This window comes from Roseivirga sp. (genome assembly GCF_034669765.1).
GTDB lineage: Bacteria > Bacteroidota > Bacteroidia > Cytophagales > Cyclobacteriaceae > Roseivirga.
Genome location: NZ_JAXMOQ010000004.1, coordinates 322,505 through 348,064 on the forward strand (window position 1 = coordinate 322,505; position 25,560 = coordinate 348,064).

Genomic DNA, 25,560 nt, shown 5'->3' on the forward strand with positions numbered 1-25,560 from the left:
GATGGTTTGATATTTCAACTAAAAATAACATTTACTAAACGAATGACCTGCTGAATTGTGGACATTTTATATTATCGATGCGCTTGGTATTGAGCAGGGGGCAATATCTTCCCTAAATCATCAAGCTCACTTCTCTCAATAAACGTAGATTCTGAATAAGTCAAAGCTTCGTTCAATTGCTTCTTCGTTCGAATCCCTACCACTGCTGCAGTTACAGCGGAGTGACTCAAAATCCATTGCAAAGCCACATTCGACAGTTTTGTTTTATCATCCGTGTACTTCTTCATTTCATTGACCAATAATTCGATTTCTTCTGATTTATAATTAAGGTAAGCCTCTGGGCTTTTACCAGCCAACAATCCTTTCGCCAAACCACCACGTACCATGACGCCCACCTTGTTACTTTCAAACAGGTCCAGCATTTGCTCTTCTGGCCTTCTGTCAAGTAAGCTGTATTGCATCATTACGCTGGCAATATTTGAATTGGCCACATATTCCCGAATTACATTGGGACGAATAGAAGAGGTGCCATAGTTTCTGATTTTACCCTCGGCTATCAATTGCTCAAAAGCTTCTATTGCCTCACTCATCGGATCTTCCATTGTGCCACCATGCAATTGATAGATATCTATGTAATCCGTTTGAAGTCTTTTCAAGCTTTGATCAACTGCTTTCAAAATGTAGTCTTTCGAAGGGTTCCAATCCCAACCGCTGCCATCAGATCTTAGTTGATTGCCTACTTTTGACGCCACAATCACCTCGGATCTTTTGTTTTTTAGTGCCTGACCAAGTGCTTCTTCGTTCTTTCCTTGGTTATAAAGGTCAGCCGTATCAAAATAATTTATTCCTCCATCAATGGCAGCGTGGATCAACTCATCATTGTCCTTTCGAGTCAAATCCATTGACATACAGCCGAATGCGATTTCGCTGATTTGCAATCCTGTATTTTTTAAGGCTCTATATTTCATCACAAAAAACTAAACAGCATTAGATACAAATAAATTCAAGGTTCAACTTGCCAAAAGAAAATCGATTTTCATATATTTGCACTCGCTTTTGAAAAGCGCGTTGGTTCCTAATCTTCCAATTCGGAAGGATGGAGACACAACGGTCCCTAGCTCTTCCGAAACTTCGGAAGGATAGAGTACTAAACGGTCCCTTAGCTCCCCCGAAGGTTCGGGGGGATAGAGCGACACAATGGTCCCTTAGCTCAATTGGATAGAGCAACTGCCTTCTAAGCAGTAGGTTTCAGGTTCGATTCCTGAAGGGATCACTTTTAAACCCCATCTGAGTAAATCAGTGGGGTTTTTTATTTTTTAGGAGATTAAGTACAACGCAAGTATAGACTCAACAAAATATACCCTTAGCTCTCCCGAAGTTTCAGTTGGATACAAATCCTTATCATTTGCGTTTCTACCTTTTGTCGGTATCACAGATTAAATGGATTTCGGGATTACGCTGATTTGGCACCAAAGCCTGCCTTTGTTGCGTGTTTTCACCAACAAACTGAAGGAGAGTAGATATCTGTGGTATCCATTAATCGGTATAATCTGTGTTTCTAATTTTTTGTTAGTATCGCAGATTTGATAGATTTCAGGATTCCACTGATTTAGAATGGGAGTAGAATGGAGCTAGGTATGCATCTGTGTTGATCTCACCAAGGTAATGGTGGCTTTAGCAAATAACTCTAAGAACTCAACAGATAGATAAATCCGTGCCCAATGAGAAATTATAATCCTCACAAACACGGGGCTATAAAAGCAAAAGACTCGCCCTGGGACGCTGTTCTAATGGGTAGCGTGGCGAGTACTGTTAATACAAATATACGTAAAGCCAACAGAAAGAGGTTGTTCATTTCTGTATTTTCTCTATGGCCAAATTCAGTACCTTTCTAATAATCAACCCTTAGCCTCCTCTTCCTTCAATTTCCTTCTTAAAATTTTACCCACATTGGTTTTGGGCAGTTCAGCTCTGAACTCGTAATATTTCGGACGTTTGTAGCCTGTAAGGTTTTCATGACAATAATCTCTCAACTCTTCTTCAGTAAGCGAAGGATCTGATTTTACGACAAAGGCCTTTACACATTCTGTTGAGTGTGGATCAGGAACGCCAATAACTGCCACCTCTAAGACCTTAGGGTGGTCAGCAATTGCATTTTCAACATCATTAGGGAACACATTGAAACCCGAGACATTGATCATATCCTTTTTGCGGTCTACAATTTTGAAGAAGCCTTCTTCATCCATGACACCGATATCGCCAGACCTGAAATAACCTCCAGCGAAGAATACTCCATCATTATCCTTCTTCCAATAGCCAGACATTACCTGTGGCCCTTTTATACAAATCTCTCCCGTTTCACCTTGCGCTAAGCGATTTCCATCATCATCAAAAATGGCCAATTCAGTAGAAGGTGTTGGCAAACCTATTGTTCCCATTTTATGTGTGCCATCCAATGGATTGCAGCAAACAACAGGAGAGGTTTCACTCAAACCATAACCTTGTACCAAAGGAGTGCCAGTATCTTGTTGCCATTTTTTGGCTACAAAGTCTTGCACTGCCATTCCCCCGCCAATAGACACCTTGAAATGAGAAAAATCGATTTCTTTGAAATTAGGTTGGTTGAGCAGTCCGTTGAACAGTGTATTCACTCCAGTAAACAATGTAAATGGGTGTTTCTTTAGTTCTTTCACAAAACCCGGCATATCTCTAGGGTTTGTAATCAACACATTTTTAGCACCTATGTGCATCATAAATGTGCAGTTCACATTTAAGGCGAAAATATGATACATCGGAATGGCCGTGATCATAATATCCTTTTGACCTTCCTTTAAAAGTGGTTTAAAAACATGGGTAATGATAAGTGTATGAGCTACCACATTATCATGTGAAAGTATAGCCCCTTTAGAAACACCAGTGGTTCCACCGGTATACTGAAGAAAGGCAGTGTCCTCCCCTTTTATTTCTGGCTTGGTGTATTTCATTCGTGCGCCTTTGGTCATGGCACTTTTGAGTGAAATGGGCTTAGGCACTTTGTAAGCAGGCACCATCTTTTTAATGTGCTTCACCACAAAATTGACAATCTTCCCTTTCAGGCCTCCAAGCATGTCACCTAATTCAGTGACGATGATATTTTCAACCGTAGAAAGGTTTGGCATTGCCTCCTCTAAGCTCTTGGCGAAATTGGCCATAATCACAACAGTTTTTACACGAGCATCATTGAACTGATGCTCCATTTCGCGATGGGTATACAGCGGATTCGTGTTGACCACAATACAACCAGCTTTTACCGCGCCAATAAGCACCACAGGGTATTGCAAACAGTTTGGCATCTGGATGGCGATTCTATCCCCTTTTACCATGCCCAATTCATTTTGCAAATAGGCAGCAAAGTTGGTCGAAAGTTGGTCTACTTCTTGAAAAGTAAGTATACCGCCCATGTTCTCGAAAGCCTCGCGGCTACCAAACTGATTGAAGGCATTCTGATAAAGTTCTAATAGGTTTTCAGGACGTTGATCTTCAATTTCTGCGGGAACACCCTTTGGGTAATGCGCAATCCAGGGGAAAGTACTCATGTATTAAAATTTGGCTATCATCAAATATAAAAATGAATTACCAAAAAAAAAGGAGGCTAACAAACAAGCCTCCTTTAAATCTAAGAAAAACAAACTGAATACGTCTCCAAACTAATATTCAAAATGATGGCTGTAGGGGAAGGAGTCGAACCTTCACGGAGAGATTAGTCGTCAGGTAGTTCAGATTTATTTCTTTTTCTCCACCCTCGAGAAAGGAGGGCATGGCTGCCTGTTTCATCACCCTACAGTATAAAGTTTCTCTTTTGAAACTGTTTCAAAGGTAATAGAAACAGTTGGTTCATTAAAATATCAGCAACATAACAGTTGAATATTTAGAGATAAAATAATTATACATTACATTTATTATCGAATCAATAATTCAACTAAAAATTATGACCGAAAATTACGAAATCGATAATGTGGATTTGAAAATCCTTTCTATTCTTCAACATAATGCGAAAAAACCTTACACCGAAGTAGCCAAACTCGCTTATGTTTCTAGCGGGACAGTTCATGTAAGAATGAGTAAGCTTGAAAAGATGGGAGTTGTAAAAGGTGCCTCTCTCGACCTAAACCTCTCTAAACTAGGATATAACGTGTCAGCATTCCTTGGTGTATTCCTTTCTAAAAGTTCTTTATATGAAAAAGTAGCTGCTCAGCTCAAGAAAATCACTGAAATCAGCAGCGTTCACTACACCACAGGAAACTACTCTATGTTCGTAAGGGTCTATGCGAAGGGAACTGATCATCTGAAAGACATCCTCTATGACAAAGTACAGAAAGTAGATGGAATTGAGCGCACAGAAACCTTTATCATCCTTGAAGAAACTTTAACTCGAAGCATTCAGTTGGAAGGTTGATTCAGGCGGATTTCTAAACTCATAATAGCTTTTAGAAATAGTTTATTGAAAAAAGGAATTAAGTAAACCAATCCTTTAATCTATAAGTTGTACCTTTGTATTTAAAACGATTCTAAATAACTAGGAATGGGTAAAGACGATCAGATATTAGAAGAGTTCACCTCTAAGGAATACGAGTTCGGATGGACAGTAGACTTTGAAGCAGATGAAGCTCCCAAAGGTTTGAACGATGATATCATTCGGTTTATTTCTGCAAAAAAGGAAGAACCGCAATGGATGCTGGACTGGAGGCTTGAGGCTTTTCATGCTTGGCAGAAAATGAAAGAACCTGAGTGGGCTAATGTTCACTATCCAAAAGTAGACTTTCAAGACCTTATATATTACTCTGCACCAAAGAAGAAAAAACAAGTTAACTCGCTAGACGAAATCGATCCGGAAATGATCGCTACTTTCGAGAGGCTTGGTATTTCGCTTACAGAGCAAAAAAGACTTACGGGAGTGGCTGTAGATGCTGTTATCGATTCGGTTTCGGTAGCTACTACTTTCAAAGAAACTTTAGGTGAACTAGGAATTATCTTCTGTTCATTTTCAGAAGCCGTGCGTGAACACCCAGAGCTGATCAAAAAGCACATGGGTTCAGTAGTGCCAGCCAACGATAATTACTATGCAGCATTAAACGCAGCCGTATTTTCTGACGGTTCATTCTGTTTTATTCCAAAAGGCGTAAGATGCCCTATGGAACTTTCTACTTACTTTAGAATCAATGCCGCCAATACAGGTCAGTTCGAAAGAACCTTGATTGTGGCTGAAGAAGGATCTTATGTAAGTTACCTTGAAGGTTGCACCGCTCCTATGCGTGATGAAAACCAATTGCATGCTGCCGTGGTAGAAATCAAAGCAGCAAAAAATGCAGAGGTAAAATACTCAACTGTTCAGAACTGGTACCCAGGGAATAAAGAAGGTGTAGGTGGTATTTACAACTTCGTAACCAAACGCGGTATTTGCGAAGGTGACCACTCTAAAATCTCATGGACTCAGGTAGAAACGGGTTCGGCTGTTACTTGGAAATACCCTTCATGTATCCTGAAAGGTGATTATTCAATTGGTGAATTCTATTCAGTAGCCGTAACCAATAATTACCAACAAGCCGATACAGGAACCAAAATGATTCACATTGGTAAGAACACCAAGTCGAGAATCGTGTCAAAAGGTATTTCTGCTGGCAAATCGCAAAACAGTTATAGAGGCCAAGTGCATGTAATGAAGCGCGCGACCAACGCCCGAAACTTCTCTCAGTGCGATTCGCTTTTGATGGGTGATAAATGTGGAGCACATACTTTCCCTTATATCGACATCGAAAATCAATCGGCTCATGTAGAACACGAAGCTACTACCTCTAAAATTGGAGAAGATCAAATCTTCTATTGCCAACAAAGAGGGATTGATCCGGAGGCTGCCGTAGCACTTATCGTAAACGGATACGCCAAAGAAGTACTTAAGCAATTGCCAATGGAGTTTGCCGTAGAAGCACAAAAACTTCTCGCATTGACGCTTGAAGGATCTGTAGGCTAATACTCCCAAGAATACTTAAACCGGACAGAGTTTACTGTTGAAGAGCTTATAACAGAATATGCTTCGACAAACCTTGAGCATTAAACACTGAACATTAAACACTAAACATTAAAGAGTTAAGATGTTATCAATAAAGAATTTACACGCCAGAATTGAAGAAAAGGAAATCCTTAGAGGGATCAACCTAGAGATCAAACCAGGTGAAGTACACGCAATCATGGGACCTAACGGTTCTGGCAAAAGTACTTTGGCTTCTGTGCTTGCAGGAAGAGAAGATTACGAAGTGACTGAAGGGTCAGTAGAGTTTTTAGGCAAAGATTTGCTTGAAATGGAAGCTGATTTTCGCGCAAGAGAAGGTGTTTTCTTGGCTTTCCAGTATCCAATCGAGATACCTGGTGTAAGCACGACCAACTTTATGAAAACGGCTGTTAATCAAATCAGAGAACATCATGGAGAAAAAGCACTCGATGCAGTTTCTTTCTTGAAACTGATGAAAGAGAAAATGAAGTTGGTTGAAATCGACCAAGCTTTATTGAGCCGTTCTTTAAATGAAGGTTTCTCTGGTGGAGAAAAGAAAAGAAACGAGATCTTCCAAATGGCGATGCTTGAGCCAAAGCTGGCCATTCTTGACGAAACCGATTCAGGTCTTGATATCGATGCACTTAAAGTTGTGGCACACGGTGTTAACACCCTGAAAAACAAAGACAACGCCACTATCGTGGTGACTCACTACCAAAGACTTTTGGATTACATTGTCCCTGACTTTGTACACGTACTTTATAATGGACGAATCGTGAAGTCAGGCACTAAAGAATTGGCCTTAGAGTTAGAAGCCAGAGGCTACGATTGGATTAAGGAAGAAGCAGACGCAACCGCTTAAGCAAATATTTTATGGAAAAAATTGCAGGACAATCGATCTTAAATTCGCTTGAAACTCAATTTGAGGCGTTTGAAAAAGGCTTGAATGGGCAAAGTCAGTCGGCAGCGCACGCTGTTAGAAAAGAGGCTTTCACTAGCTTGATGAACTCTGGCTTTCCTGGCCCTAAAAGCGAGGAATACAAGTTCACCAACTTTACCAAAGCTGTTGAAAAGAACTTTCAGTTGAACATAGCAAATGCTGATTTTGGTTTAAGTGACACTCAGATTTCAGGCACCCAAATCCAAGGATTGGACGCGCATAAAATCGTGTTCTTAAACGGGTTTTATTCAAGCGATCTTTCTGACAATATTCAAGTAGAAGGTTTAAAAGTTGAATCGCTTGCTGAAGGGTTTAAAGCTAATTCAGCATTATCTCAGGCTAATTTTGGCAAAAAGGCCAACTTCGCAGAAGATGCTTTTGTAGCCTTAAATACTGCTTTCAGTCAGCATGGTGTAACGATTGAAATCGCTGATAAAGCGGTAATCGAAAAACCAATTGTGCTTTACTTCATTGGCGACAGTTCAAAAGGAGAGCTTTCATACCACATCCGAAATATTGTGGTAGCAGGTAAGTTCTCTCAAGCCACCATTATTGAGAAATTTGATACCATTGGCGAACACAAGAGTTTTACAACTTCGGTGAACGAAATCAGTGTGAGCGACAGCGCTCATCTTCGTTTTTTCAAAATTGAAAACGACACAGAACAAGCTTATCACATTTCAAATATTCACGCTTCACAAGGAGCGAATAGCAATTTCAAAGCCTTTACCTTCTCGCTCAATGGAGCGATGATTCGTAATAACCTGAATGTAAAACTTCAGGCCGAAGGAATTGAAACCTACATGAACGGCCTCTATTTATTAGATGGAAAAACGCATGTAGACAACCATACCGTTGCTGACCATATGATGCCGAATTGCTATTCAAACGAATTGTATAAAGGCATAATGGATGGCAGTTCGAAAGGTGTTTTCAATGGAAAAATATTTGTTCGTCCTGACGCACAAAAAACCAATGCATTCCAGTCGAATAAAAATATTCTGATTTCCGACAAGGCAACAGTAAACACCAAGCCTCAGTTAGAAATTTGGGCAGACGATGTTTCCTGTTCGCACGGCTGTACTACTGGTCAATTGGATATGGACGCCCTCTTCTACCTACAAGCAAGAGGAATCCAAAGAGATAAAGCACTCGCAATTCTATTGAAAGCTTTCGCAAACGATGTATTAGAAACTGTTGAAAACGAAACTATCAAAGAATATCTCGCTGCGATTATAGAAAAGAGATTGGAAAAATAAACCATGGCTCAGACTTTGGAAAAACACACATTGGACATTCAGAAAATCAGGGCGCAATTCCCAGTGCTTCATCAAGAAGTCAACGGTAAGCCTTTGATTTATTTCGATAATGCTGCCACGAATCAAAAACCCAAAAGGGTAATTGATGCTTTGGTGAAGTATTACGAGCATGACAATGCAAACATCCATAGAGGAGCGCATGCCTTGGCTGCTCGTGCTACAGAAGCATTTGAAAACACACGTGTTTCCGTACAGAAGTTTATCAATGCCAACGAGCCAGAGGAGATCATTTTCACAAAAGGCACTTCTGAAAGTATTAATCTTGTGGCATCAAGTTGGGGTAGGAAATTCTTGCACCCAGGAGACGAAGTTTTGATTTCGACCCTAGAGCACCACTCCAATATAGTGCCTTGGCAAATGATTTGCGAAGAGCGCGGAGCAGTACTCAAAGTAATGCCCATCAACGAAGCTGGTGAAATTATTATAGAAGCACTTGACGAATTGATTACGGAAAAGACCAAGATGGTCGCATTTAACCATGCTTCTAATTCCTTGGGCACCATCAACCCAGTAAAATACATTATCGACAAAGCGCATGCAGTGGGTGCCAAAGTTTTGGTAGATGGCGCACAAGCCTCATCTCACCTCGCTGTGGATGTTCAAGCACTGAATGCAGATTTCTATGCTTTTTCTGCCCACAAAATGTACGGTCCAACAGGTTTGGGTGTGCTATACGGAAAACGAGATATTCTCGAAAAAACCCCTCCTTATCAAGGCGGTGGAGAAATGATCAAGGAAGTTAGTTTTGGTAAAACCACTTACAACGATATTCCTTACAAATTCGAAGCAGGCACTCCCGACATTGCCAATGTAATCGCTTTCAACGAAGCCATTCTTTTCATTGATGAATTGGGAAAAGAGAACATTGCCGCTTACGAAAACGAGCTGCTGGCTTATGCTACGGATAAAATCACCCAAATAGAAGGTGTGAGACTTATTGGTACAGCCAAAGAAAAAGTGAGCGTACTTTCATTTGAAGTAGAAGGAATTCATCACTTCGATTTGGGTATGTGGCTAGATGCTAAGGGTGTGGCTGTCAGAACTGGTCATCATTGCACTCAACCATTAATGGACCATTATTGCATCGAAGGAACTGTTCGTGCGTCATTTTCTGTTTACAACACAGTTGAAGAAATAGACGCATTTATTGAAGCCTTAAAAAGCACAATCAGCAAATTCAAGAAATGAGTGAAACCATAAACGATATTCAAAACGAGATCATCGAAGAGTTTTCAATGTTGGATTCTGACATGGAAATGACCATTGAATATGTTATGGAATTGGGACAACAATTGCCAGAGATGGCTGAAGTTCTGAAAACGGATGACAACATTGTGAAGGGCTGTCAATCCAAAGTTTGGCTCAATGCCGAAGCGAAAGATGGCAAAATGTACCTCGAAGCCGACAGCAATACTGCGATTACCAAAGGCTTGGTAAGTATTCTAGTGAGAATTCTTAATGGACATACACCTCAAGAAATCCTTAATGCAGACCTTTACTTTGTAGATAAAATTGGCTTAAATAGATTCATCGGCACGCAAAGATCAAACGGATTGGGCGCTATGATGAAGCAAATAAAAATATACGGGTTAGCTTATTCTGCTAAGGCAGAATAAATAACAATAAAAACAAAACTCAAAATTCAAAACGGTGGCGAGCAATTATGACCTTGAGCAAAGAACAGAACAATTCGCCAAAGACGTTAGGAAATTTATAAGATCATTGACATTAGATTTATCTAATTACGAGGATTCAAAACAGCTAACAAGATCCTATGGATCAGTCGGAGCTAATTACATTGAAGCCAATGAGAAATTAGGTGATAAAGACTTTAAGTTCAGGGCTAAAATTGCTAGAAAGGAAGCCAAGGAATCAAGGTACTGGCTTGGGTTAATTGACACACTGGGGAATAAAGAAGTTGAGCAAGTAAGAATTAGGCTAGAACAAGAAGCAACGGAATTATTGAAAATCTTGTCAGCGATAATAAATAAGGTTTAAATAATTGAGCTCGTAGTATTCATTACTAACGAGGATTGAAAGTTGAATTTTGTGATTTGCTTTTTGAGATTTGATAATTTGAAGTTGAATTATGGAAGATAACTTAAGAGACCAAGTTGTAGCCGCAATAAAAACGGTGTACGATCCCGAAATACCTGTAGACGTTTATGAGTTGGGCTTGATTTATGAAATCAATGTTTTCCCCGTAAACAACGTTTACGTACTGATGACATTGACTTCACCTTCATGCCCTGCGGCAGAAGTGATACCTGAAGAGGTAAAGCAAAAAATCATGGCACTTGAAAGTGTAAATGATGTAGAAGTTGAATTGACTTTCGACCCTCCATTTACGCAAGACATGATGTCGGAAGCAGCCAAGCTAGAACTTGGTTTTATGTAAGAATAGCCAAAACGGCTTTTAAGATTTAGAAACGAAATAAAATTAAGAAATATGTATCCTGAACATTTACTCGTCCCATTCAGACAAGAATTAACTGAAGCGGGTTTTACAGAGCTGAAAACAGCTGAGGCTGTTGAAGATCATTTAAAGAACAAAAAAGGCACTTCACTAGTAGTGATCAATTCGGTTTGTGGTTGCGCTGCTGGAACAGCAAGACCAGGTGTTAAAATGGCTTTAAAGCTATCTGACAAAAAGCCGGACCATCTTATGACCGTATTTGCCGGTGGAGACATCGAAGCAACTGCTAAAGTAAGACAGTTCCACATGCCTTACCCTCCTTCATCTCCATCTGTTGCTCTTTTCAAAGATGGTGAATTGGTGCATTTTGTTGAAAGACACCACATTGAGGGAAGAACTGCAGATATGATTGGTGGCCATTTGGCTGACGTTTTCGAAGAATATTGTTAGTCCTTTATATTCCATAAAAAAGGGTCGATTTCTTTCGAAATCGACCCTTTTTGTTGTTTTATCAGCTGAACTAGAAGTCCAATCGATAAATGAAAATATTGTTTGACTCAGCTAAGAAATCGCAAGCATTTACAATCATTCTCAATTGCTTATTTGTCATTTGCTCTAAAGTATGAATTGGCGCCTCCAAGAGTAAATTATTACTCGCATCATAAATCATGATCGTTTTAATCAACTCAGATGTGACGTTGCCCTGATCATCAACCACGAAATCTAATTCGTAATCCATCAAGTTCAAATCGTGTTTTATCTCAGAAATCAATTGAAAGGCTTCTTCTTTCGTTAACCTTTCATTGTTAATTTTTTGTGCCATTGACATTGTACTTATACCTATCAAAAGGCAAATCATTAAAGGGATTCTTCTCCTTAAATTGTCGATTGTGTTGTTTATTGAGTTCATGACCTTGTGTTTTTAAGTTTAACATTTCAACTGACAAATGCAGTTGACTTACATGTTTTTGACAATACATACACCCCTTAGTTTAACTCACTGATTAACAATTGCTTGATTTAACGTTTATTGGGAAAAACAGCTTACTTCATGTTCAATATCGTACACGATCATTCAGTCTAACACAGTGAAAACCCCATCTATTTCAATCGCACCACTTGAGGTTTAAGAAAAAAAGAGGCCACTTCAACTGAAGCGGCCTCTCTGCTTAACGACTAATTCTACTGTTTATAAATCCAAACGATAATAGAAGGTGTTATAAGATTCGATTAAGAAGTCACTTGAATTCACTAACCTTCTTAATTCCTTGTTGCTCATTTGTTCTACCGTATGAATCGGAGCTTCTAATAGCAACTCGTTATCCTTATCGTAAATCTTGATGATCTTGATTGGAGAAGGCTTTACATTTCCTTCATCATCAATTACGAATTCTAATTCGCAATCATTTTTCAGGTTCAAATCGTGTTTTACTTCTGAAATCAATTCAATGGCTTCTGCTCTTGTTAATTTTTCATCAGCAATTTCTGATGCCATTGAGATTGTACTAATGCCTATCAAAAGGCAAATCATTAAAGGAATCCTTCTCCTTATAATGTCGATTGTGTTGTTTATTGAGTTCATGACCTTTGTTGTTTTTGAGTTTAACATTGCTGCCGACCAAAGCAGCTGACCTCCCTCCTTATGACAACACCCATACCAACTTATACAACTAATTAAATATCAGTGTGTTAACTTAAATCACATCAATGAATGCAGCCCGTTATTTGTTCATAACCGTACACATTTGTACGGTAGTGTCACAATGAAACTTTTATCGATTTGAATCGTCTATCAATTTTTAAAGCCATTGGATTTACCGCCAAAATGTGCCTAATATTTTAAACCCTGTATGCAGAGTGTGAATAGAATTAACAATTCCTTGACAGTTATTACTCATCATTAACCCCTCAATTCAAGTTTCAATTTCCTAGCTTTGTAAAAAAAAGTGATGTTCAATTTTAAGGAAATCCTCTCAGTCACCTTGATTCTGTTTTCAGTAATCGATATTCTAGGTTCTATTCCTATTGTTATTGACCTGAGGAAAAAAGTAGGTCATGTGCAATCTGGCAAGGCTACTTTGGTAGCTGGCATTTTAATGATTCTCTTCCTTTTTGCTGGAGACAACCTGCTTGGCCTATTTGGTATTGACGTTGGCTCCTTTGCGATCGCTGGGGCCATTATTATGTTCATTATTGGTATGGAGATGATATTAGGGAGAAACTTCTTTAAAAACGAACCTATAGAAGGCGCGAAGAACAACTCTTCCATTGTGCCTATTGCTTTTCCACTGATTGCAGGAGCAGGGACACTAACTACCCTCGTTTCGATCAAAGCCGAGTATAGTGAACTCAATATTTTAGTAGGCATTATTGTCAACTTGGGCTTTGTTTACCTTGTATTGAAATCAACCGACTGGTTAGAAAAAAAGATTGGGGCTGGCGGAATTGGCGTTCTACAAAAAGTATTCGGTATCATTCTATTGTCCATCGCCATCAAACTATTCAAAGACAACATCATTAATCTATGATCATTATCTATACTGACGGTTCTTCTCGCGGAAACCCTGGCCCAGGTGGCTATGGCACAGTACTCAAATACATGGAGCACCGAAAAGAACTGTCAGAAGGCTTTAGAAAAACCACAAACAACCGTATGGAGTTGTTGGCAGTAATTACAGGCTTAGAGGCAATTACAAAGCCTAACGCGCCTGTCACCGTGTACTCCGACTCGAAGTATGTAATCGATTCTGTTGAAAAAGGTTGGCTATGGGGCTGGATGAAAAAGGGCTTTAAAGGAAAGAAGAACAAAGATCTCTGGCTGCGTTTTGCTGAAATCTATAAAAAACACCGTGTCACTTTTCAGTGGGTAAAGGGCCATGCTGGAAATATTGAAAACGAAAGGTGTGATGAGTTAGCGGTAGAAGCAGCTTTGGGTAATGATCTGAAAATTGATACTGAATTTGAAAACGGCATCAACGACTTTTAGCATACGCAAATTAAGGGTTCGCGCTAATTCTACCTTTATAATTCTAAATTTGAAAATGGCCAACTCTTTCTTCCAATTCAAGCAGTTCATGATAGAGCAACGAAACTGCGGAATGAAGGTAACCACAGAAGGTTGTCTGTTTGGTGCACTGAATTTAGCACCTGCATCTTTCCAGCCTCAAAATATTTTGGACATTGGAACTGGGACTGGTCTCTTGGCGCTAATGAAAGCCCAGCAAACCGAGGCCAAAATAGATGGAATCGAAATTGATGAAATAGCTTTTCAACAGGCTAAAACTAATTTCGAAAATTCACCTTGGCTCAATCGTTTATCTGCAATCAATGTTGACCTTCTTGAATTCAAACCCAACGGCCTCTACGATCTAATCATCTGCAACCCTCCTTTTTTTCAAGACAATCAGCTGGGCAGTAATCACCAAAAGAACAGAGCCATTCATAATTCTAATCTGTCATTTGAAGATTTGGCAACTGGTATTTCTAGACTTCTAAACCCAGAAACGGGTATTGCTTCGGTGCTTTATCCTGATTATGAAATGGGCCTGTTTAGTCAAAAAATGGAAGAGAGAGGTTTTTATACAGTGGCTGATGTCCAAATTCACAATCGAGTGGGCAAACCAATTTTCAGAAGGGTAAAATCATTTTCGCGAAGACAACCTGAAGTGAAGACAACAAAAACCCTGATCATCAAAGAAAGCAATGGTGCCTATACCGAAGAGTTCATCCGTTTATTAAAGGACTATTACCTCCACCTTTGATCTGATTTTTAGGAGAACACATTAATTGTTGCAGAGCCTAATTTATCTAAATATCTTCACTCCCCTTACCTGATAAAGAATATGCAAGTTTTAGGAATTGACATTGGCGGCACCGGAATTAAAGGTGCTATCGTAGATACGCTTACAGGAGAAATGATTACGGAAAGATATAGGCTAGACACTCCTCAACCCTCTACCCCAGAAGCCTTATCAAAAACCGTCAAAAAACTTGTTGACCATTTTGAATGGAGAGGGGTCGTTGGATGCGCATTTCCAACGGTAGTTATTAATGGAAAAGCCATTTACAGTAGCAACCTAGACGACTCTTGGGTGGGGACTCAAATCGATGAAACCTTAAGCAAATATTGCGATGGGTTAAAGTTCACTGTCATCAATGACGCTGATGCCGCGGGCATTGCTGAAATGCGATTTGGCGTAGGGAAAGGCCTAGCAGGTTTGGTCATTACAATCACCATTGGCACCGGCTTAGGCAGTGGTGTTTTCTATAATGGTCAACTCATTCCCAATTTTGAGTTGGGGCGTATCTATGGACATGATGGAAATGTGATTGAGCATTACGCTGCTGGGTCGGCCAAAACTAGGGAAGACTTAAGTTTTAAAGAATATGGTAAACGCTTCAATTTTTTCCTGAACCACGTTCAAAGGATCTGCTCACCAGACCATATTATTATTGGTGGTGGCTTGAGCAAGAAAATCCAAAAGTTTAAAAAGCACATCAAAATCAACACGCCCTATTCTGTTTCAGCCAAATTGAATAATTCTGGCATTGTAGGGGCGGCTATTTACGCTGCTGAAAAGACATAAAGGTTCACCAAGATATTAAGGGGCAAGACATAAAAAAAGCGCCTGAATCAATGATTCAGGCGCTTTTCAGTTTATATATCCTTCAGGATTACTCAGCTACAACGTTGAATTTAACGTCTTTCTTCACCGACTTATGCAAATCGATTTCAGCTTCGTACTCACCTATCATTTTCACTTCACCTTTGAAAGAAATTTTCTTTCTATCAACATCTACACCTTTAGCAGCTTTCAAAGCATCAGAAATTTGTAGGGTAGTAACCGCTCCAAAAATCTTTCCGCTATCACCAGCTTTTGCTTTAATTTCAAGGACAGTATCTCCAATTGCATCAGCAATTGCTTGAGCGTCTCCCATGATCTTTTCAGCTTTGTGCGACATTTGCTTTACTGTTTCTTCAGTGTGTTTCTTGTTAGATACACTAGCGATAACAGCAAATCCTTGTGGAATAAGGTAATTTCTTCCGTATCCAGGCTTTACAGCAACAAGATCATTTTTATAACCTAAGCCCTTGATATCAGTCTTTAATATTACTTCCATTCTGCTTTACTTTAAAGGGTTTAAATTATTTCAAAGAATCAGTTACATAAGGTAAAAGTGCAATGTGTCTTGCTCTTTTAACTGCCTGAGCTACTTTCTTCTGATACTTTAAGCTTGTTCCAGTCAATCTTCTTGGAAGAAGTTTACCTTGTTCGTTTACAAACTTTAAAAGGAAATCAGGGTTTTTGTAATCAACGTACTTAATACCGCTTTTCTTGAATCGGCAATATTTTTTCTTCTGTTGATCTCTGTTTACGGGTTCGTTTACGAGTGTCATTTTGCTGCCTCCTCTTTTTTAGATTTGTTGAATGCGCCTTTTCTTCTTTTTTCGTTGTACTCTATTGCATGCTTGTTCAAAGCGATGGTCAAGAATCTCATTACCTTTTCGTCTCTTTTAAACTCTACTTCTAGAGTTTTGATCAGGCTAGTGTCGGCTTTGAATTCAATCAAATTGTAGAAGCCAGTAGACTTGTGTTGAATTGGATAAGCCAATTTCTTCAAGCCCCACTTTTCTACGTTTATCACCTCTGCTCCATTATTCTTAAGGACAGCTTCAAAACTTCCGACAGCATCCTTCATCTGTTCATCAGACAAAACGGGATTTAAAATGAATACTGTTTCGTAATTGTTCATTGTTAATGATTTAATTATTTCGGGCTGCAAAGATATGCATTTCAAATAAAAAAACACACGAAAGTTTAAGATTGTATTTTAAGAAATTCACCAAGCGTATTAAACCGCTCATCTTATTCAATATCAGTGGTTTAATTCAAGCCAAAAACGCACCTAAGTCAAGTAGATTCGTCAGCGATTTCAAGCAACACTTCATTGGAAAGTTCATGCTCACCTTTAAAGCTTTTTACGGTTGGTTTAATCTTCAACCTATTGGCCAAAGCTTCCTGTTCTTCCATTACACCAGCAGAAAGGTATTGATCTTCGGTGCCATAGACCCAATACACCTTTTTATCGTTTAACCTCTCAGTGCTTTCAAGCGGGGGTAAATCAGGCGGAAAAATACCAGCCCAAAGAATAAGTTTATCGAACTGAACCTCCGTTTGAGTGGCAAAGCGCGAAATGGTAGCCGCACCTTGTGAAAAGCCCAAAAGATTAACCTGCACATTAGATTTCAGCTGACTTTTGACGGTATTAAAGACACGATCCAAATAGGTTAAATAATTCTCTATGTCCGAAAGTCGGTCTTCCTTGGTCATCCAGGTAGCCCCCACTCTTCCTGTAAACCCTTCTAAATAATAACGAGAAAGGCCTTCGGGTGCTACAACAAAAGTCTTTCCATCGTTCAGTACTTCAAACTTTCGAATAAAATATTTTGCCAATTGACCATGCCCATGGCACACAAACCAAAGCTGTTCAATATCTTCTGAAGCCTGACCTAAAGTGTGAAACCTAGCGCTGTACTCAAAGCTTATCTTGTGCTCCATTTATGAATTGAGATCTTTGTTCGAAAACTTAAAAGGAAGGAAGTTGTCAATCGAATCCGATTCATAAACACTACCATCAGCATCTGGTAAATAGACTTTGATACTTTGTTCTTGATTGTTTTCATATTCGCTCATTACTTGACGACAACTTCCACATGGAGTAGCCATTTTAAATCGCTCTTGATTCGCAGGTTTGGCCACTATGGCGACCTTCAGAATTTGACAGTCTGGATATTGAGATTTCGCAGAAAAAAAGGCTACCCGCTCGGCACAAAGGCCAGCAGGGTAACAGGCGTTCTCTTGATTATTTCCCAAAATGGTTTTTCCATTGTCCAAAAGAAGGGCGGCCCCGACTTGAAAATTAGAGTAAGGTGAATAAGCATTAAGTGCCGATTTTTTTGCTGCTTCAATCAAGTTCATTGTGACTTGATCGAGTTCATTCGCTTCGAATTGGGTAAGTGATACTTCCTTTACTATTCTTTTCGCCATTCAATTATACCTTGTAATGAGTTTGGAAGATACGAATCTTTTTATTCGATGGTTTTATACATCAATATGATTCAGGATTTGTGAGAATATGTTTGGGCGGCACAGAAAAATTTGACAGCTTGGCAGCCAAACGCAAAAGATCTATGAATCGCATATTAATTCTTGGGGCTGGACGCTCTGCTACTTCATTAATTAACTACTTATTGTCTGCTGCCGAAGAGAATGATTGGCATGTAACTGTTGGAGATTACGCACTTCAGCTCGCAGAAGAAAAAGTAAAAAACAGCAAAAGAGGTAGCGCAATTGCATTCAATGTTAGAGAGGAACAAGAAAGGGTTAAAGTAATATCAGAGGCGGATGTGGTAATTTCAATGTTACCGGCTTCCTTCCATCCTATTGTGGCGGAAACCTGCTTAGAGTTAGGCAAACATTTACTTACGGCCTCCTACGTTTCTGACGACATGCGCGCCTTGAATGAGCAAGCAAAAGCAAAAGGGTTGCTCTTTTTGAACGAATGCGGCCTCGACCCTGGAATTGACCACATGTCGGCCATGAAGGTAATAGACAAAGTGCGGAGCAAAGGTTTGGAATTACGTGCTTTCGAATCGTTTACTGGTGGGCTTTTGATGCCAAACCCAAATGACGATAACCCTTGGGAGTATGGTTTTACTTGGAACCCTAGAAACGTGGTTTTGGCTGGACAAGGTACCGTGAAATTTATTCAAGAAGGAAAATTCAAGTTCATTCCTTACCACAAACTTTTCAGAAGAAATGAGATGATCCATATTCCAGGGCATGGTTATTTTGAAGGTTACGCCAACCGTGATTCCTTGATGTATATGGATGTTTATAACCTCCAAAATATTCAGACGCTTTTTAGAGGCACCCTAAGAAGACCGGGTTATAGTAAAGGTTGGGATGTTTTTGTACAGTTGGGCGCTACAGACGACACCTATCAAATGGAAGGCGTGAATCAGATGACGCATCGTCAGTTCATTAACTCTTTCCTCTCTTATAACCCAAATGATTCTGTTGAATTAAAACTGGCGCATTATCTAGGTTTGGAACTAGATGGTCCAGAAATGCATAAACTGAAATGGCTCGATCTTTTCGAAGAAACCCCCGTGGGACTTCAAAAAGGGACTCCTGCACAAGTTTTAGAGCATATTCTGAAAAAGAAATGGACGATTGGTCCAGATAAGAAAGACCAAATCGTGATGTGGCATTTGTTCGATTACGTTGAAAACGGAAAAACCAAACGCATTCGCTCGGCTATGGTGGCTAATGGTGAAAACGCCAATGAAACCGCGATGGCCAAAACAGTAGGCTTCCCTTTAGGAGTTGCTACCAAACTACTTTTACAAGGGAAAATTGAAGCCCGTGGTGTGGTTATTCCAATTACTCCAGAATTCTATGAGCCTATTTTGAATGAGCTCAATGAGCTTGGTTTCCACTTTATTGAAGAAGAGATTGACTTAGATTAAATATTTTTCAACTCAAAAAAGGCCAGTTAATGCAAATATCAACTGGCCTTTTTATTTCCAATTCAACCACCTTTTTTCTTCTTCTCCTTTTTATCTTTTCGCTTAAACAGATTTCCAATCTTTGAAAAGAGGCCTTCTTTCTCTTCCTCCGTTTTGGTATCGAATTTCATGGGCTTAGGTTTTTCATCATTGGTAAAAAGCCTTTTAAGAAAACCATCTTCCTCAACTGCTTGACAACCTAATTGATTTAACACCTCTATTGATGGAGGTGGAAATTTCGCCTTTGTAATCGAATTGAAGTTCTTATCCGCATTCATTTTCTGCATCATAAGGCCATAAATAGGCAATGCAGAATTAGCCCCTTGGCCCATTGTGGTAGTTTTAAATCCAATGCGGTGATCGTCAACCCCCACCCATGTGATGGTTAATAATTTTGGAGTAATCCCTACAAACCAACCGTCCTTATTCGACTGAGTGGTTCCTGTTTTCCCAGCAATGTCATTGTTAAGCCCATACTTCCAGCGCAAACGAGTAGCGGTTCCTTCATCCACCGTAGCTTTTAACATTTCAATAATGGACTGACGTGTAGCTTCAGAAAAAGCTTGGTCTTCGCTAACTTCTGGCTTAAACTCGGCAATTAACGCTCCTCGACTGTCTTCTATGCTCGTTATGAAATAAGGTTTTACCGTTCTAGACGAATTGACATAGCTAGAATAAGCTTCTATCATTTCAATCAGACTAATCTCAGCAGTCCCTAAGGCAATAGAAGGCACTTGTGGCAGACTAGAAGTGATGCCCATTCTCTGGGCTTGTTCAATTACATTTTGCAAGCCAGCAGCTTCTAGCACCTTTACCGCCACTGTATTGACCGAATTACTCAAAGCACCTTTCATCGAATAATTGAGGTCGTAATTTCCCTCGTTACCCGAATTGGTAGGCGTCCAATTATCGTAATTGGTATAGGTTACTTTTTGTGCAGAAAAGTGTGTGCAAGGATCTACTCCAGCCTCCAATGCTGCAGTGTATACAATTGGCTTAAATGTAGAACCTACCTGCCTTTTGGCTTGGCTCACGTGATCATATTGAAAATGCTCAAAGTCTATTCCTCCAATCCAGCTTTTGACAGCGCCAGATCTTGGATCAATTGACAGCATTCCTGTATTCAAAAACTTTAAATAATGCATAGCACTATCAATTGGGCTGGCCTTTACTACTTTCTTTCCCGACCAATCGAAAAGCTCCATTTCATACTTTACTGCTAATGAATCCATGATCTGCTTTTTGGTTCTTCCAGATGCTTTTAGCGCTTTATATTTCGGTAACCTCTCTATCGTACTTTCAATCAAAGTGGCATTCTTTAACCAAGGTGCATTCTTTCCATAGCTTTCCTCAAAATCGGTTTGAAGCTGACTCATATGCTCAGTCATGGCTTCTTCAGCCATACGTTGCATATCGTAATCAAGAGTGGTATAGATTTTCAAACCACTGGTATACAGACTGTACTTCTCCCCTTCTTTGTCTTTGTTATTCTTAGTCCAGTCCTCCAGCTTCTTTCTGACCTGCTCTCTAAAATAAGGCGCAAGACCATCTTCATGGCTAAAGCCTCTGTATGAAAGTTGAAGCTTTTCACTTTTGGCAATTGAAACCTCTTCGGCTGTCAAATATCCATAACGTGACATTTGATTGAGCACCACATCCCTTCTGGTTTTACTTCTTTCAGGGAAAATTCTTGGGTTATATAGGTGTGAAGCTTTCAGCATCCCAACCAACACAGCAGACTCCGTAAGCGTTAAATCACGGGCCTTCTTGCTATAGAACTTAGTGGCAGCACTCTCAATACCAAAAGTATTATCGCCAAACGGAACGGTATTTAAATAGAGCGTAATGATTTCATCTTTGGTGTAGGCCTTTTCTAGGCGAGTAGCAATAATGGCCTCCCTCGTTTTATTCACTGGCATACTAAATATGCCGAGGTTCTTTCTGGGGAAAAGATTTTTAGCCAATTGCTGAGAAATGGTGCTTCCACCACCTGATGACTCATCTTGTAACAGAAGACTCTTAAAAATAACCCTTAACAAGCTGCGGTTATCTATGCCATTGTGGTCATAAAACCTGGCATCTTCAGTGGCGATTAAGGCGTCAACTAAATGTTGAGGGATTTCGTCATAGTTGATCGGTTGTCGATCAAAAATATAGAATTTACCAATGAGCTTACCATTGGACGCGTATACTTCAGAGGCTTTACTCTGCCTAATTTCCGTAAGTAGATTCTGGTTTGGGATTGGCCCCCATACTTGTAAATAAACACTAAAGTAAAAAAGTAGAATTGAGATAATGCCAAACAATGTAACCCTCAAAGTCCATTTTAAGAACTTACGGTTTGGCTTGCGCGATCTAGTCATTTGTGTTCATTGTGGTTCAGCAAAAGTATACACTTGGCGTGCCGAAAACCTCAACTATTTCAATATACCATCTAACTTATTTTAAGCCCCATTTTTGTGTTTTGTTCCCTCTTTTTGACTCACCGAAATTCTCATTTTGAAAATATATTTCTCGAATTGAATGGAAAGTTTTGATGATGGCATTTCCTTTTTTAGTATTCGGGATGAAAAGTATTTTCTTTGGTCGTGCTGAGGTCCCTTTAATTATAGAACAGGTTGATCATTTGGGCTTTCAGACGCATTACGACTTTGATAAACACAGAATTGAACTTGGTTTAGAAGGCCAAGATCGTGAAGCTTTTCTACGCCTACCACTAACCTTAGCCTGTAGCCAAAACCTCATTTTAGATTTCGAAAAAGAAGTAACCTATCTGATGCTTTTAGTGCAGTCGGGCAGTGCCTCAATTGGGGTGTTTAAAAATGAAGAATGTTTGGCCCATAAAGTATTTGGTGCCTACATGGTTCGGAAGAAGCAAGGAAAAAGCCAGATCAAACATCTCAAAACGAAAGGTAAATCAAGAGCAGGCTCACGCGTGCGTTTGGCGAGTACTTTAGAGTTTTTTGAAAACATCAACCTTAGACTTCAAGACCATTTTCAAGAATACGAATTTGATAGAATTGCCTTGAGTTGCTCCAAAATCCTCATCCCTTATTTATTCGGATCAAAAGAAAGCACTCCATTCGATAAAAAGGACGATCGACTGTACAGAATTCCAAAACACCTGCACCAGCCCAATTTCGAAGTCATGCTCGGTATGCAGAAGTATTTGAATAAAGCTGAACTAGTATATGACGAAGCATTTTTCGGGCAGTTTGAGACATTAAAGAAAGAGGATTAGAAGAGCCTATTCAATACAATTTGTGCGCTAACTATCTTTAGCTCAAAGAAAAATATTCAAGTTTTCATTTGGTTTTCACTGTTAAAATTTATTTTATTTACATTATTGTATTTTATGAAAAAGACAGGAGTAGGTGAATTTGAAGAAATGGTGTTACTCACCATTTGCGTATTAGATAATAGTGCATATGCTTTTAGCATTAAAACTGAAGTAGAAGCTCGTACCAATAGAAAGCTAAACATCAGCGCTATACATACAACGCTATACAGAATGGAGGATAAGGGATTGCTCACTTCAGAAATGGGCGAAAGCAATAGCATTCGAGGTGGAAAACGAAAACGAATGTTCTCTGTAACGCCATTTGGAATTAAATCACTCTCAGAAATCAAAGTCACCCGCTCTAAGCTTTGGGAAGATATACCAGCCATGATTCTTAAAGATCTGAAGTCATGAGCCAGATGAATAATACTACCCCTCCAAAAATCTTAAAACGACTTATATCTTTGATGTTCCCTCCCTCCTCCATGGAAGAAATTGAAGGTGATCTGAACGAAGACTTTTACCATAACACGCAGAATCAAGGACATTTTAAGGCCAGACTAAAATATGCTTTTGATGTACTCATGCTTTTCAGGCTCTATTTCAGAATGAGAAGCAAAAACAGAAAACCTACAGCCATGCAAAACCTCTTCTCCTTTCATTTCAAATTTGGATTACGAGCCATTTATCGTCAACGCCTTCATCAATCCATCAATATTGCTACGCTGACACTTGGATTTAGCTGCTTTGCTCTCATTTTTCTCTTTGTTTATAACCAACAGCAGAAAGATAACTTTCTTACGGAGCCAGAACGAATTGTACGTTTAGGGAACATTAGTGAAAATGGTGAGGGCTCTGGGACGGTTGTAGGAATTGGACAATTGCTCGTTGATGAATTACCTGAAGTAGAGGCTTATTCATTGGTTACGTCTAGCCCTGCAGAAGTTAAGGTTGTTGGTCAAACTGAAGTGTTCGAAGAAAAAATCATTTCTGGTTTACCAAGCTTGATTGATATATTTCAGTTAGAAATAGTTAATGGGACTAACCTTAGCCCAGGATTACAGTCTGTTTTGATTTCACAAAAATTGAGTGAAAAACTCTTTTCGAATGGCGATGCTATTGGTAAGGAATTATCAATTGTGATTAGAGGAAAGGAATCTAACTATACGATCGCAGGCGTACTGAAAGATTTGCCAGTGAATTCCAGTTACTCGATTAATGTTTTTAAACTGATAAAAATTCGAGAAGATTTATATGATTTGAACTCAAGAGTACAAATAAGTTATCCCATTTACTTCAAGGTAACTGCTAACGCTAACTTAGGTCAGTTAGGAGAAAAAATTCCAGAAGCTCTAAAAGCGCATACTTCTAACGAATCCATGCTGTCTACCCAGTACGTATTTAGAACATTAGATGAAATCAAATCGAATATAAACACTTCAGACAGTTTTGTAGAAGCCGTGGATGGTCAGGTGGTGTATATTTTTTCTATTGTGGGAGTTGTCATTTTACTGCTTGCCATTGCAAACTATATTAATCTTTCGGCTGCATTATCATTAAAAAGAATGCAGGAGGTCTGTGTCAGAAAGGTAATGGGGGCTTCAAAACGTACCATCATTCTTCAACAAATAGTTGAGTCGTTCATTGTATGTTTCATAGCATTAGCCCTGACTTCTATTATTGTCTGGTACTTTGTACCTAAAATTGAAAACTACTTGAGTACTTCTCTGCAAATTCCTTCGGGTGTTATTTGGTGGATTATTCTAGTCACATTATTGGGTCTGACTGCTCTAACTCTGTTCTCTTCTTTGTACCCAGCAATTCTAGTTACTAGAATTAAGTTTAGCGAGTTTTTAAAAGGAAGAGTTGCGCAATCACCAAAAGGGAAGTTTGTTCGAAATATCCTTCTTGTGGTGCAATTTTCTATTTCTGCTTCGCTAATTGTTGGTACGCTCACTTTTATGAAACAATTGAGGTTCATAGATCGAGTCCACAACACAGAGGTATTAAGTGAAGTGCTTATTATTAATGGGAAAATTGGCAAGAGTTCTGATTTAATTAGAAGTGAATTAAATAGTATACCCGAAATCGAGAAGCTATCTATTTCATCGATGGTGCCTGGGCCTAAGGATAACTCTAGGGGTGGTATTGGAACTAATGAGTTTGCTGAATCATTTGATTTTTATACAGTAGACGAAAATTTCGTAGAAGTTCTTGGTTTAAAGATTGTTCAAGGGGAAGACTTTTATCAGGAAGGACTAGATAATGAAACCCATGTTCTAATGAATGAAAGCATGGCAGCAATGAGCCAAGAAAATCCTATCGGGAAAGAATTTAATATGGGAAGGCCGAAGAAAAGTAAGGTTTTGGGTATTGTGAGAGATTTTCCAATTGAATCAGTGAAAGAAAAAATTAAACCATCAGTTTATTTACCGAGAAGAAGCGATGGCTCTACTGACATTATGTTGAATAAAATAGCCATTCGGTATAAAGCTACTGATTTGAAGAGAACTATTGCACAAATAGAAGCTGCATGGAGAACAATTTACCCTGATCAAGTTTTTGACCTGGAGTTTATGGATGATCGAATTAAACGAACTTATTCAGATGAGCTTAAAATGGGGAATATTTTTAGTGTGTTTACTATTATTGCCGTTCTGATTTCTTGCTTAGGCCTCTTTGGGCTTATCACTTATATTGTTCATGTAAGAATGAAAGAAGTAAGCATAAGAAAGATTCTTGGTGCTAATTTCCTGTCGCTTGCTCAGCTGCTCACCAAAAAAATATGGTATGTTCTTATAGTGGCTTCAGTCATTTCTTTTCCGCTGGCCTACTACCTCTTGCAATTCTGGTTAGAGTCCTTTGCTTACCGTACCGAAATAACCGCTGAAGTATTCATGACAACACTCATCTTATTCATGACGATCGTGTCGTTGACTATTTTCTTGCAGGTTAAACGAGTGACGATGCTTAATCCTGCAGAGGTGCTCAGAAACGAATAATCATAA

Annotated in this window: 27 protein-coding genes and 1 tRNA gene; 18 read left to right on the forward strand and 10 right to left on the reverse strand. The window is 39.3% G+C overall.

The window, feature by feature from the left end:
• Positions 1 to 71: 71 nt before the first annotated feature.
• The gene (locus VOI17_RS10110) at positions 72 to 968 is read right to left on the reverse strand and encodes an aldo/keto reductase (RefSeq protein ID WP_323757134.1); all 897 of its coding nucleotides are present in this window, start codon (positions 966 to 968) and stop codon (positions 72 to 74) included.
• Positions 969 to 1,199: 231 nt separating this feature from the next.
• On the opposite strand from VOI17_RS10110, the gene VOI17_RS10115 reads away from it, so the two are divergent.
• A tRNA-Arg gene (locus tag VOI17_RS10115) sits at positions 1,200 to 1,273 on the forward strand.
• 625 nt (positions 1,274 to 1,898) lie between these two features.
• Here the strand turns inward: VOI17_RS10115 and VOI17_RS10120 are convergent.
• Complete coding sequence (locus VOI17_RS10120; protein ID WP_323757135.1) at positions 1,899 to 3,575, reverse strand: AMP-binding protein; 1,677 nt, start codon at positions 3,573 to 3,575, stop codon at positions 1,899 to 1,901.
• A gap of 392 nt (positions 3,576 to 3,967) precedes the next feature.
• Here VOI17_RS10120 and VOI17_RS10125 point away from each other — a divergent pair, with 392 nt between their 5' ends.
• The 9 genes from VOI17_RS10125 (at position 3,968) to VOI17_RS10165 (ending at position 11,150) form a co-directional block, all read left to right on the forward strand.
• Entirely contained in the window at positions 3,968 to 4,435 is a 468-nt protein-coding gene (locus VOI17_RS10125) for an Lrp/AsnC ligand binding domain-containing protein (protein ID WP_323757136.1), read from the forward strand.
• Between the two features lie 126 nt (positions 4,436 to 4,561).
• Positions 4,562 to 6,007, forward strand: a complete 1,446-nt coding sequence (gene sufB, locus VOI17_RS10130; RefSeq protein ID WP_323757137.1) for a Fe-S cluster assembly protein SufB — start codon at positions 4,562 to 4,564, stop codon at positions 6,005 to 6,007.
• Between the two features lie 121 nt (positions 6,008 to 6,128).
• Positions 6,129 to 6,887 carry a Fe-S cluster assembly ATPase SufC gene (gene sufC / locus VOI17_RS10135; RefSeq protein ID WP_323757138.1) on the forward strand — a complete coding sequence of 253 codons (759 nt, stop codon included), beginning with the start codon at positions 6,129 to 6,131 and terminating at the stop codon, positions 6,885 to 6,887.
• 11 nt (positions 6,888 to 6,898) lie between these two features.
• Positions 6,899 to 8,224 (forward strand): Fe-S cluster assembly protein SufD, encoded by a 1,326-nt coding sequence (gene sufD / locus VOI17_RS10140; RefSeq protein ID WP_323757139.1) that lies wholly within the window; start codon positions 6,899 to 6,901, stop codon positions 8,222 to 8,224.
• Positions 8,225 to 8,227: 3 nt separating this feature from the next.
• Entirely contained in the window at positions 8,228 to 9,472 is a 1,245-nt protein-coding gene (locus VOI17_RS10145; protein WP_323757140.1) for a cysteine desulfurase, read from the forward strand.
• On the forward strand, positions 9,469 to 9,900 hold the full coding sequence (locus VOI17_RS10150) for a SufE family protein (protein ID WP_323757141.1): 432 nt from the start codon (positions 9,469 to 9,471) through the stop codon (positions 9,898 to 9,900). Before VOI17_RS10145 ends, VOI17_RS10150 begins: the two co-directional genes overlap by 4 nt.
• Positions 9,901 to 9,934: 34 nt before the next feature.
• On the forward strand, positions 9,935 to 10,282 hold the full coding sequence (locus VOI17_RS10155) for a four helix bundle protein (RefSeq protein WP_323757142.1): 348 nt from the start codon (positions 9,935 to 9,937) through the stop codon (positions 10,280 to 10,282).
• A 91-nt stretch (positions 10,283 to 10,373) separates the two neighbouring features.
• The gene (locus VOI17_RS10160; RefSeq protein WP_068415345.1) at positions 10,374 to 10,682 is read left to right on the forward strand and encodes a DUF59 domain-containing protein; all 309 of its coding nucleotides are present in this window, start codon (positions 10,374 to 10,376) and stop codon (positions 10,680 to 10,682) included.
• Positions 10,683 to 10,733: 51 nt separating this feature from the next.
• Positions 10,734 to 11,150, forward strand: a complete 417-nt coding sequence (locus tag VOI17_RS10165) for a BrxA/BrxB family bacilliredoxin (protein WP_323757143.1) — start codon at positions 10,734 to 10,736, stop codon at positions 11,148 to 11,150.
• A 70-nt stretch (positions 11,151 to 11,220) separates the two neighbouring features.
• On the opposite strand, the gene VOI17_RS10170 is transcribed toward VOI17_RS10165, so the two are convergent.
• Both VOI17_RS10170 and VOI17_RS10175 read right to left on the reverse strand, forming a co-directional pair.
• Positions 11,221 to 11,610 carry a hypothetical protein gene (locus VOI17_RS10170; protein WP_323757144.1) on the reverse strand — a complete coding sequence of 130 codons (390 nt, stop codon included), beginning with the start codon at positions 11,608 to 11,610 and terminating at the stop codon, positions 11,221 to 11,223.
• Positions 11,611 to 11,889: 279 nt separating this feature from the next.
• Complete coding sequence (locus VOI17_RS10175) at positions 11,890 to 12,282, reverse strand: hypothetical protein (protein ID WP_323757145.1); 393 nt, start codon at positions 12,280 to 12,282, stop codon at positions 11,890 to 11,892.
• 367 nt (positions 12,283 to 12,649) lie between these two features.
• On the opposite strand from VOI17_RS10175, the gene VOI17_RS10180 reads away from it, so the two are divergent.
• The 4 genes from VOI17_RS10180 to ppgK all read left to right on the forward strand — a co-directional run bounded on the left by VOI17_RS10180 (position 12,650) and on the right by ppgK (position 15,286).
• The gene (locus VOI17_RS10180; RefSeq protein WP_068413752.1) at positions 12,650 to 13,228 is read left to right on the forward strand and encodes a MarC family protein; all 579 of its coding nucleotides are present in this window, start codon (positions 12,650 to 12,652) and stop codon (positions 13,226 to 13,228) included.
• The gene (gene rnhA / locus VOI17_RS10185; RefSeq protein ID WP_323757146.1) at positions 13,225 to 13,686 is read left to right on the forward strand and encodes a ribonuclease HI; all 462 of its coding nucleotides are present in this window, start codon (positions 13,225 to 13,227) and stop codon (positions 13,684 to 13,686) included. Before VOI17_RS10180 ends, rnhA begins: the two co-directional genes overlap by 4 nt.
• 55 nt (positions 13,687 to 13,741) lie before the next feature.
• Entirely contained in the window at positions 13,742 to 14,461 is a 720-nt protein-coding gene (locus tag VOI17_RS10190) for a tRNA1(Val) (adenine(37)-N6)-methyltransferase (protein ID WP_323757147.1), read from the forward strand.
• Between the two features lie 81 nt (positions 14,462 to 14,542).
• Entirely contained in the window at positions 14,543 to 15,286 is a 744-nt protein-coding gene (ppgK, locus tag VOI17_RS10195) for a polyphosphate--glucose phosphotransferase (protein ID WP_323757148.1), read from the forward strand.
• Positions 15,287 to 15,374: 88 nt separating this feature from the next.
• On the opposite strand, the gene rplI is transcribed toward ppgK, so the two are convergent.
• The 5 genes from rplI to cdd form a co-directional block, all read right to left on the reverse strand.
• A complete protein-coding gene (gene rplI / locus VOI17_RS10200; RefSeq protein WP_323757149.1) occupies positions 15,375 to 15,821 on the reverse strand; it encodes a 50S ribosomal protein L9 in 447 nt (148 codons plus the stop codon).
• Positions 15,822 to 15,846: 25 nt separating this feature from the next.
• Positions 15,847 to 16,098 (reverse strand): 30S ribosomal protein S18, encoded by a 252-nt coding sequence (gene rpsR / locus VOI17_RS10205; protein WP_053224657.1) that lies wholly within the window; start codon positions 16,096 to 16,098, stop codon positions 15,847 to 15,849.
• Positions 16,095 to 16,454, reverse strand: a complete 360-nt coding sequence (rpsF, locus tag VOI17_RS10210) for a 30S ribosomal protein S6 (RefSeq protein ID WP_068413767.1) — start codon at positions 16,452 to 16,454, stop codon at positions 16,095 to 16,097. Before rpsF ends, rpsR begins: the two co-directional genes overlap by 4 nt.
• A 158-nt stretch (positions 16,455 to 16,612) precedes the next feature.
• Positions 16,613 to 17,260 (reverse strand): alpha/beta hydrolase, encoded by a 648-nt coding sequence (locus VOI17_RS10215; RefSeq protein ID WP_323757150.1) that lies wholly within the window; start codon positions 17,258 to 17,260, stop codon positions 16,613 to 16,615.
• Complete coding sequence (gene cdd, locus VOI17_RS10220) at positions 17,261 to 17,749, reverse strand: cytidine deaminase (RefSeq protein ID WP_323757151.1); 489 nt, start codon at positions 17,747 to 17,749, stop codon at positions 17,261 to 17,263.
• A 143-nt stretch (positions 17,750 to 17,892) separates the two neighbouring features.
• On the opposite strand from cdd, the gene VOI17_RS10225 reads away from it, so the two are divergent.
• Positions 17,893 to 19,233 carry a saccharopine dehydrogenase C-terminal domain-containing protein gene (locus VOI17_RS10225; protein WP_323757152.1) on the forward strand — a complete coding sequence of 447 codons (1,341 nt, stop codon included), beginning with the start codon at positions 17,893 to 17,895 and terminating at the stop codon, positions 19,231 to 19,233.
• 62 nt (positions 19,234 to 19,295) lie between these two features.
• Here VOI17_RS10225 and VOI17_RS10230 read toward each other — a convergent pair whose 3' ends face one another.
• Positions 19,296 to 21,635 (reverse strand): penicillin-binding protein 1A, encoded by a 2,340-nt coding sequence (locus VOI17_RS10230; RefSeq protein ID WP_323757153.1) that lies wholly within the window; start codon positions 21,633 to 21,635, stop codon positions 19,296 to 19,298.
• Positions 21,636 to 21,838: 203 nt separating this feature from the next.
• Here VOI17_RS10230 and VOI17_RS10235 point away from each other — a divergent pair, with 203 nt between their 5' ends.
• The 3 genes from VOI17_RS10235 (at position 21,839) to VOI17_RS10245 (ending at position 25,554) form a co-directional block, all read left to right on the forward strand.
• Positions 21,839 to 22,513 (forward strand): hypothetical protein, encoded by a 675-nt coding sequence (locus VOI17_RS10235; protein WP_323757154.1) that lies wholly within the window; start codon positions 21,839 to 21,841, stop codon positions 22,511 to 22,513.
• 114 nt (positions 22,514 to 22,627) lie between these two features.
• A complete protein-coding gene (locus VOI17_RS10240; RefSeq protein ID WP_323757155.1) occupies positions 22,628 to 22,966 on the forward strand; it encodes a PadR family transcriptional regulator in 339 nt (112 codons plus the stop codon).
• The gene (locus tag VOI17_RS10245) at positions 22,963 to 25,554 is read left to right on the forward strand and encodes an ABC transporter permease (protein WP_323757156.1); all 2,592 of its coding nucleotides are present in this window, start codon (positions 22,963 to 22,965) and stop codon (positions 25,552 to 25,554) included. Before VOI17_RS10240 ends, VOI17_RS10245 begins: the two co-directional genes overlap by 4 nt.
• Positions 25,555 to 25,560: the final 6 nt, after the last annotated feature.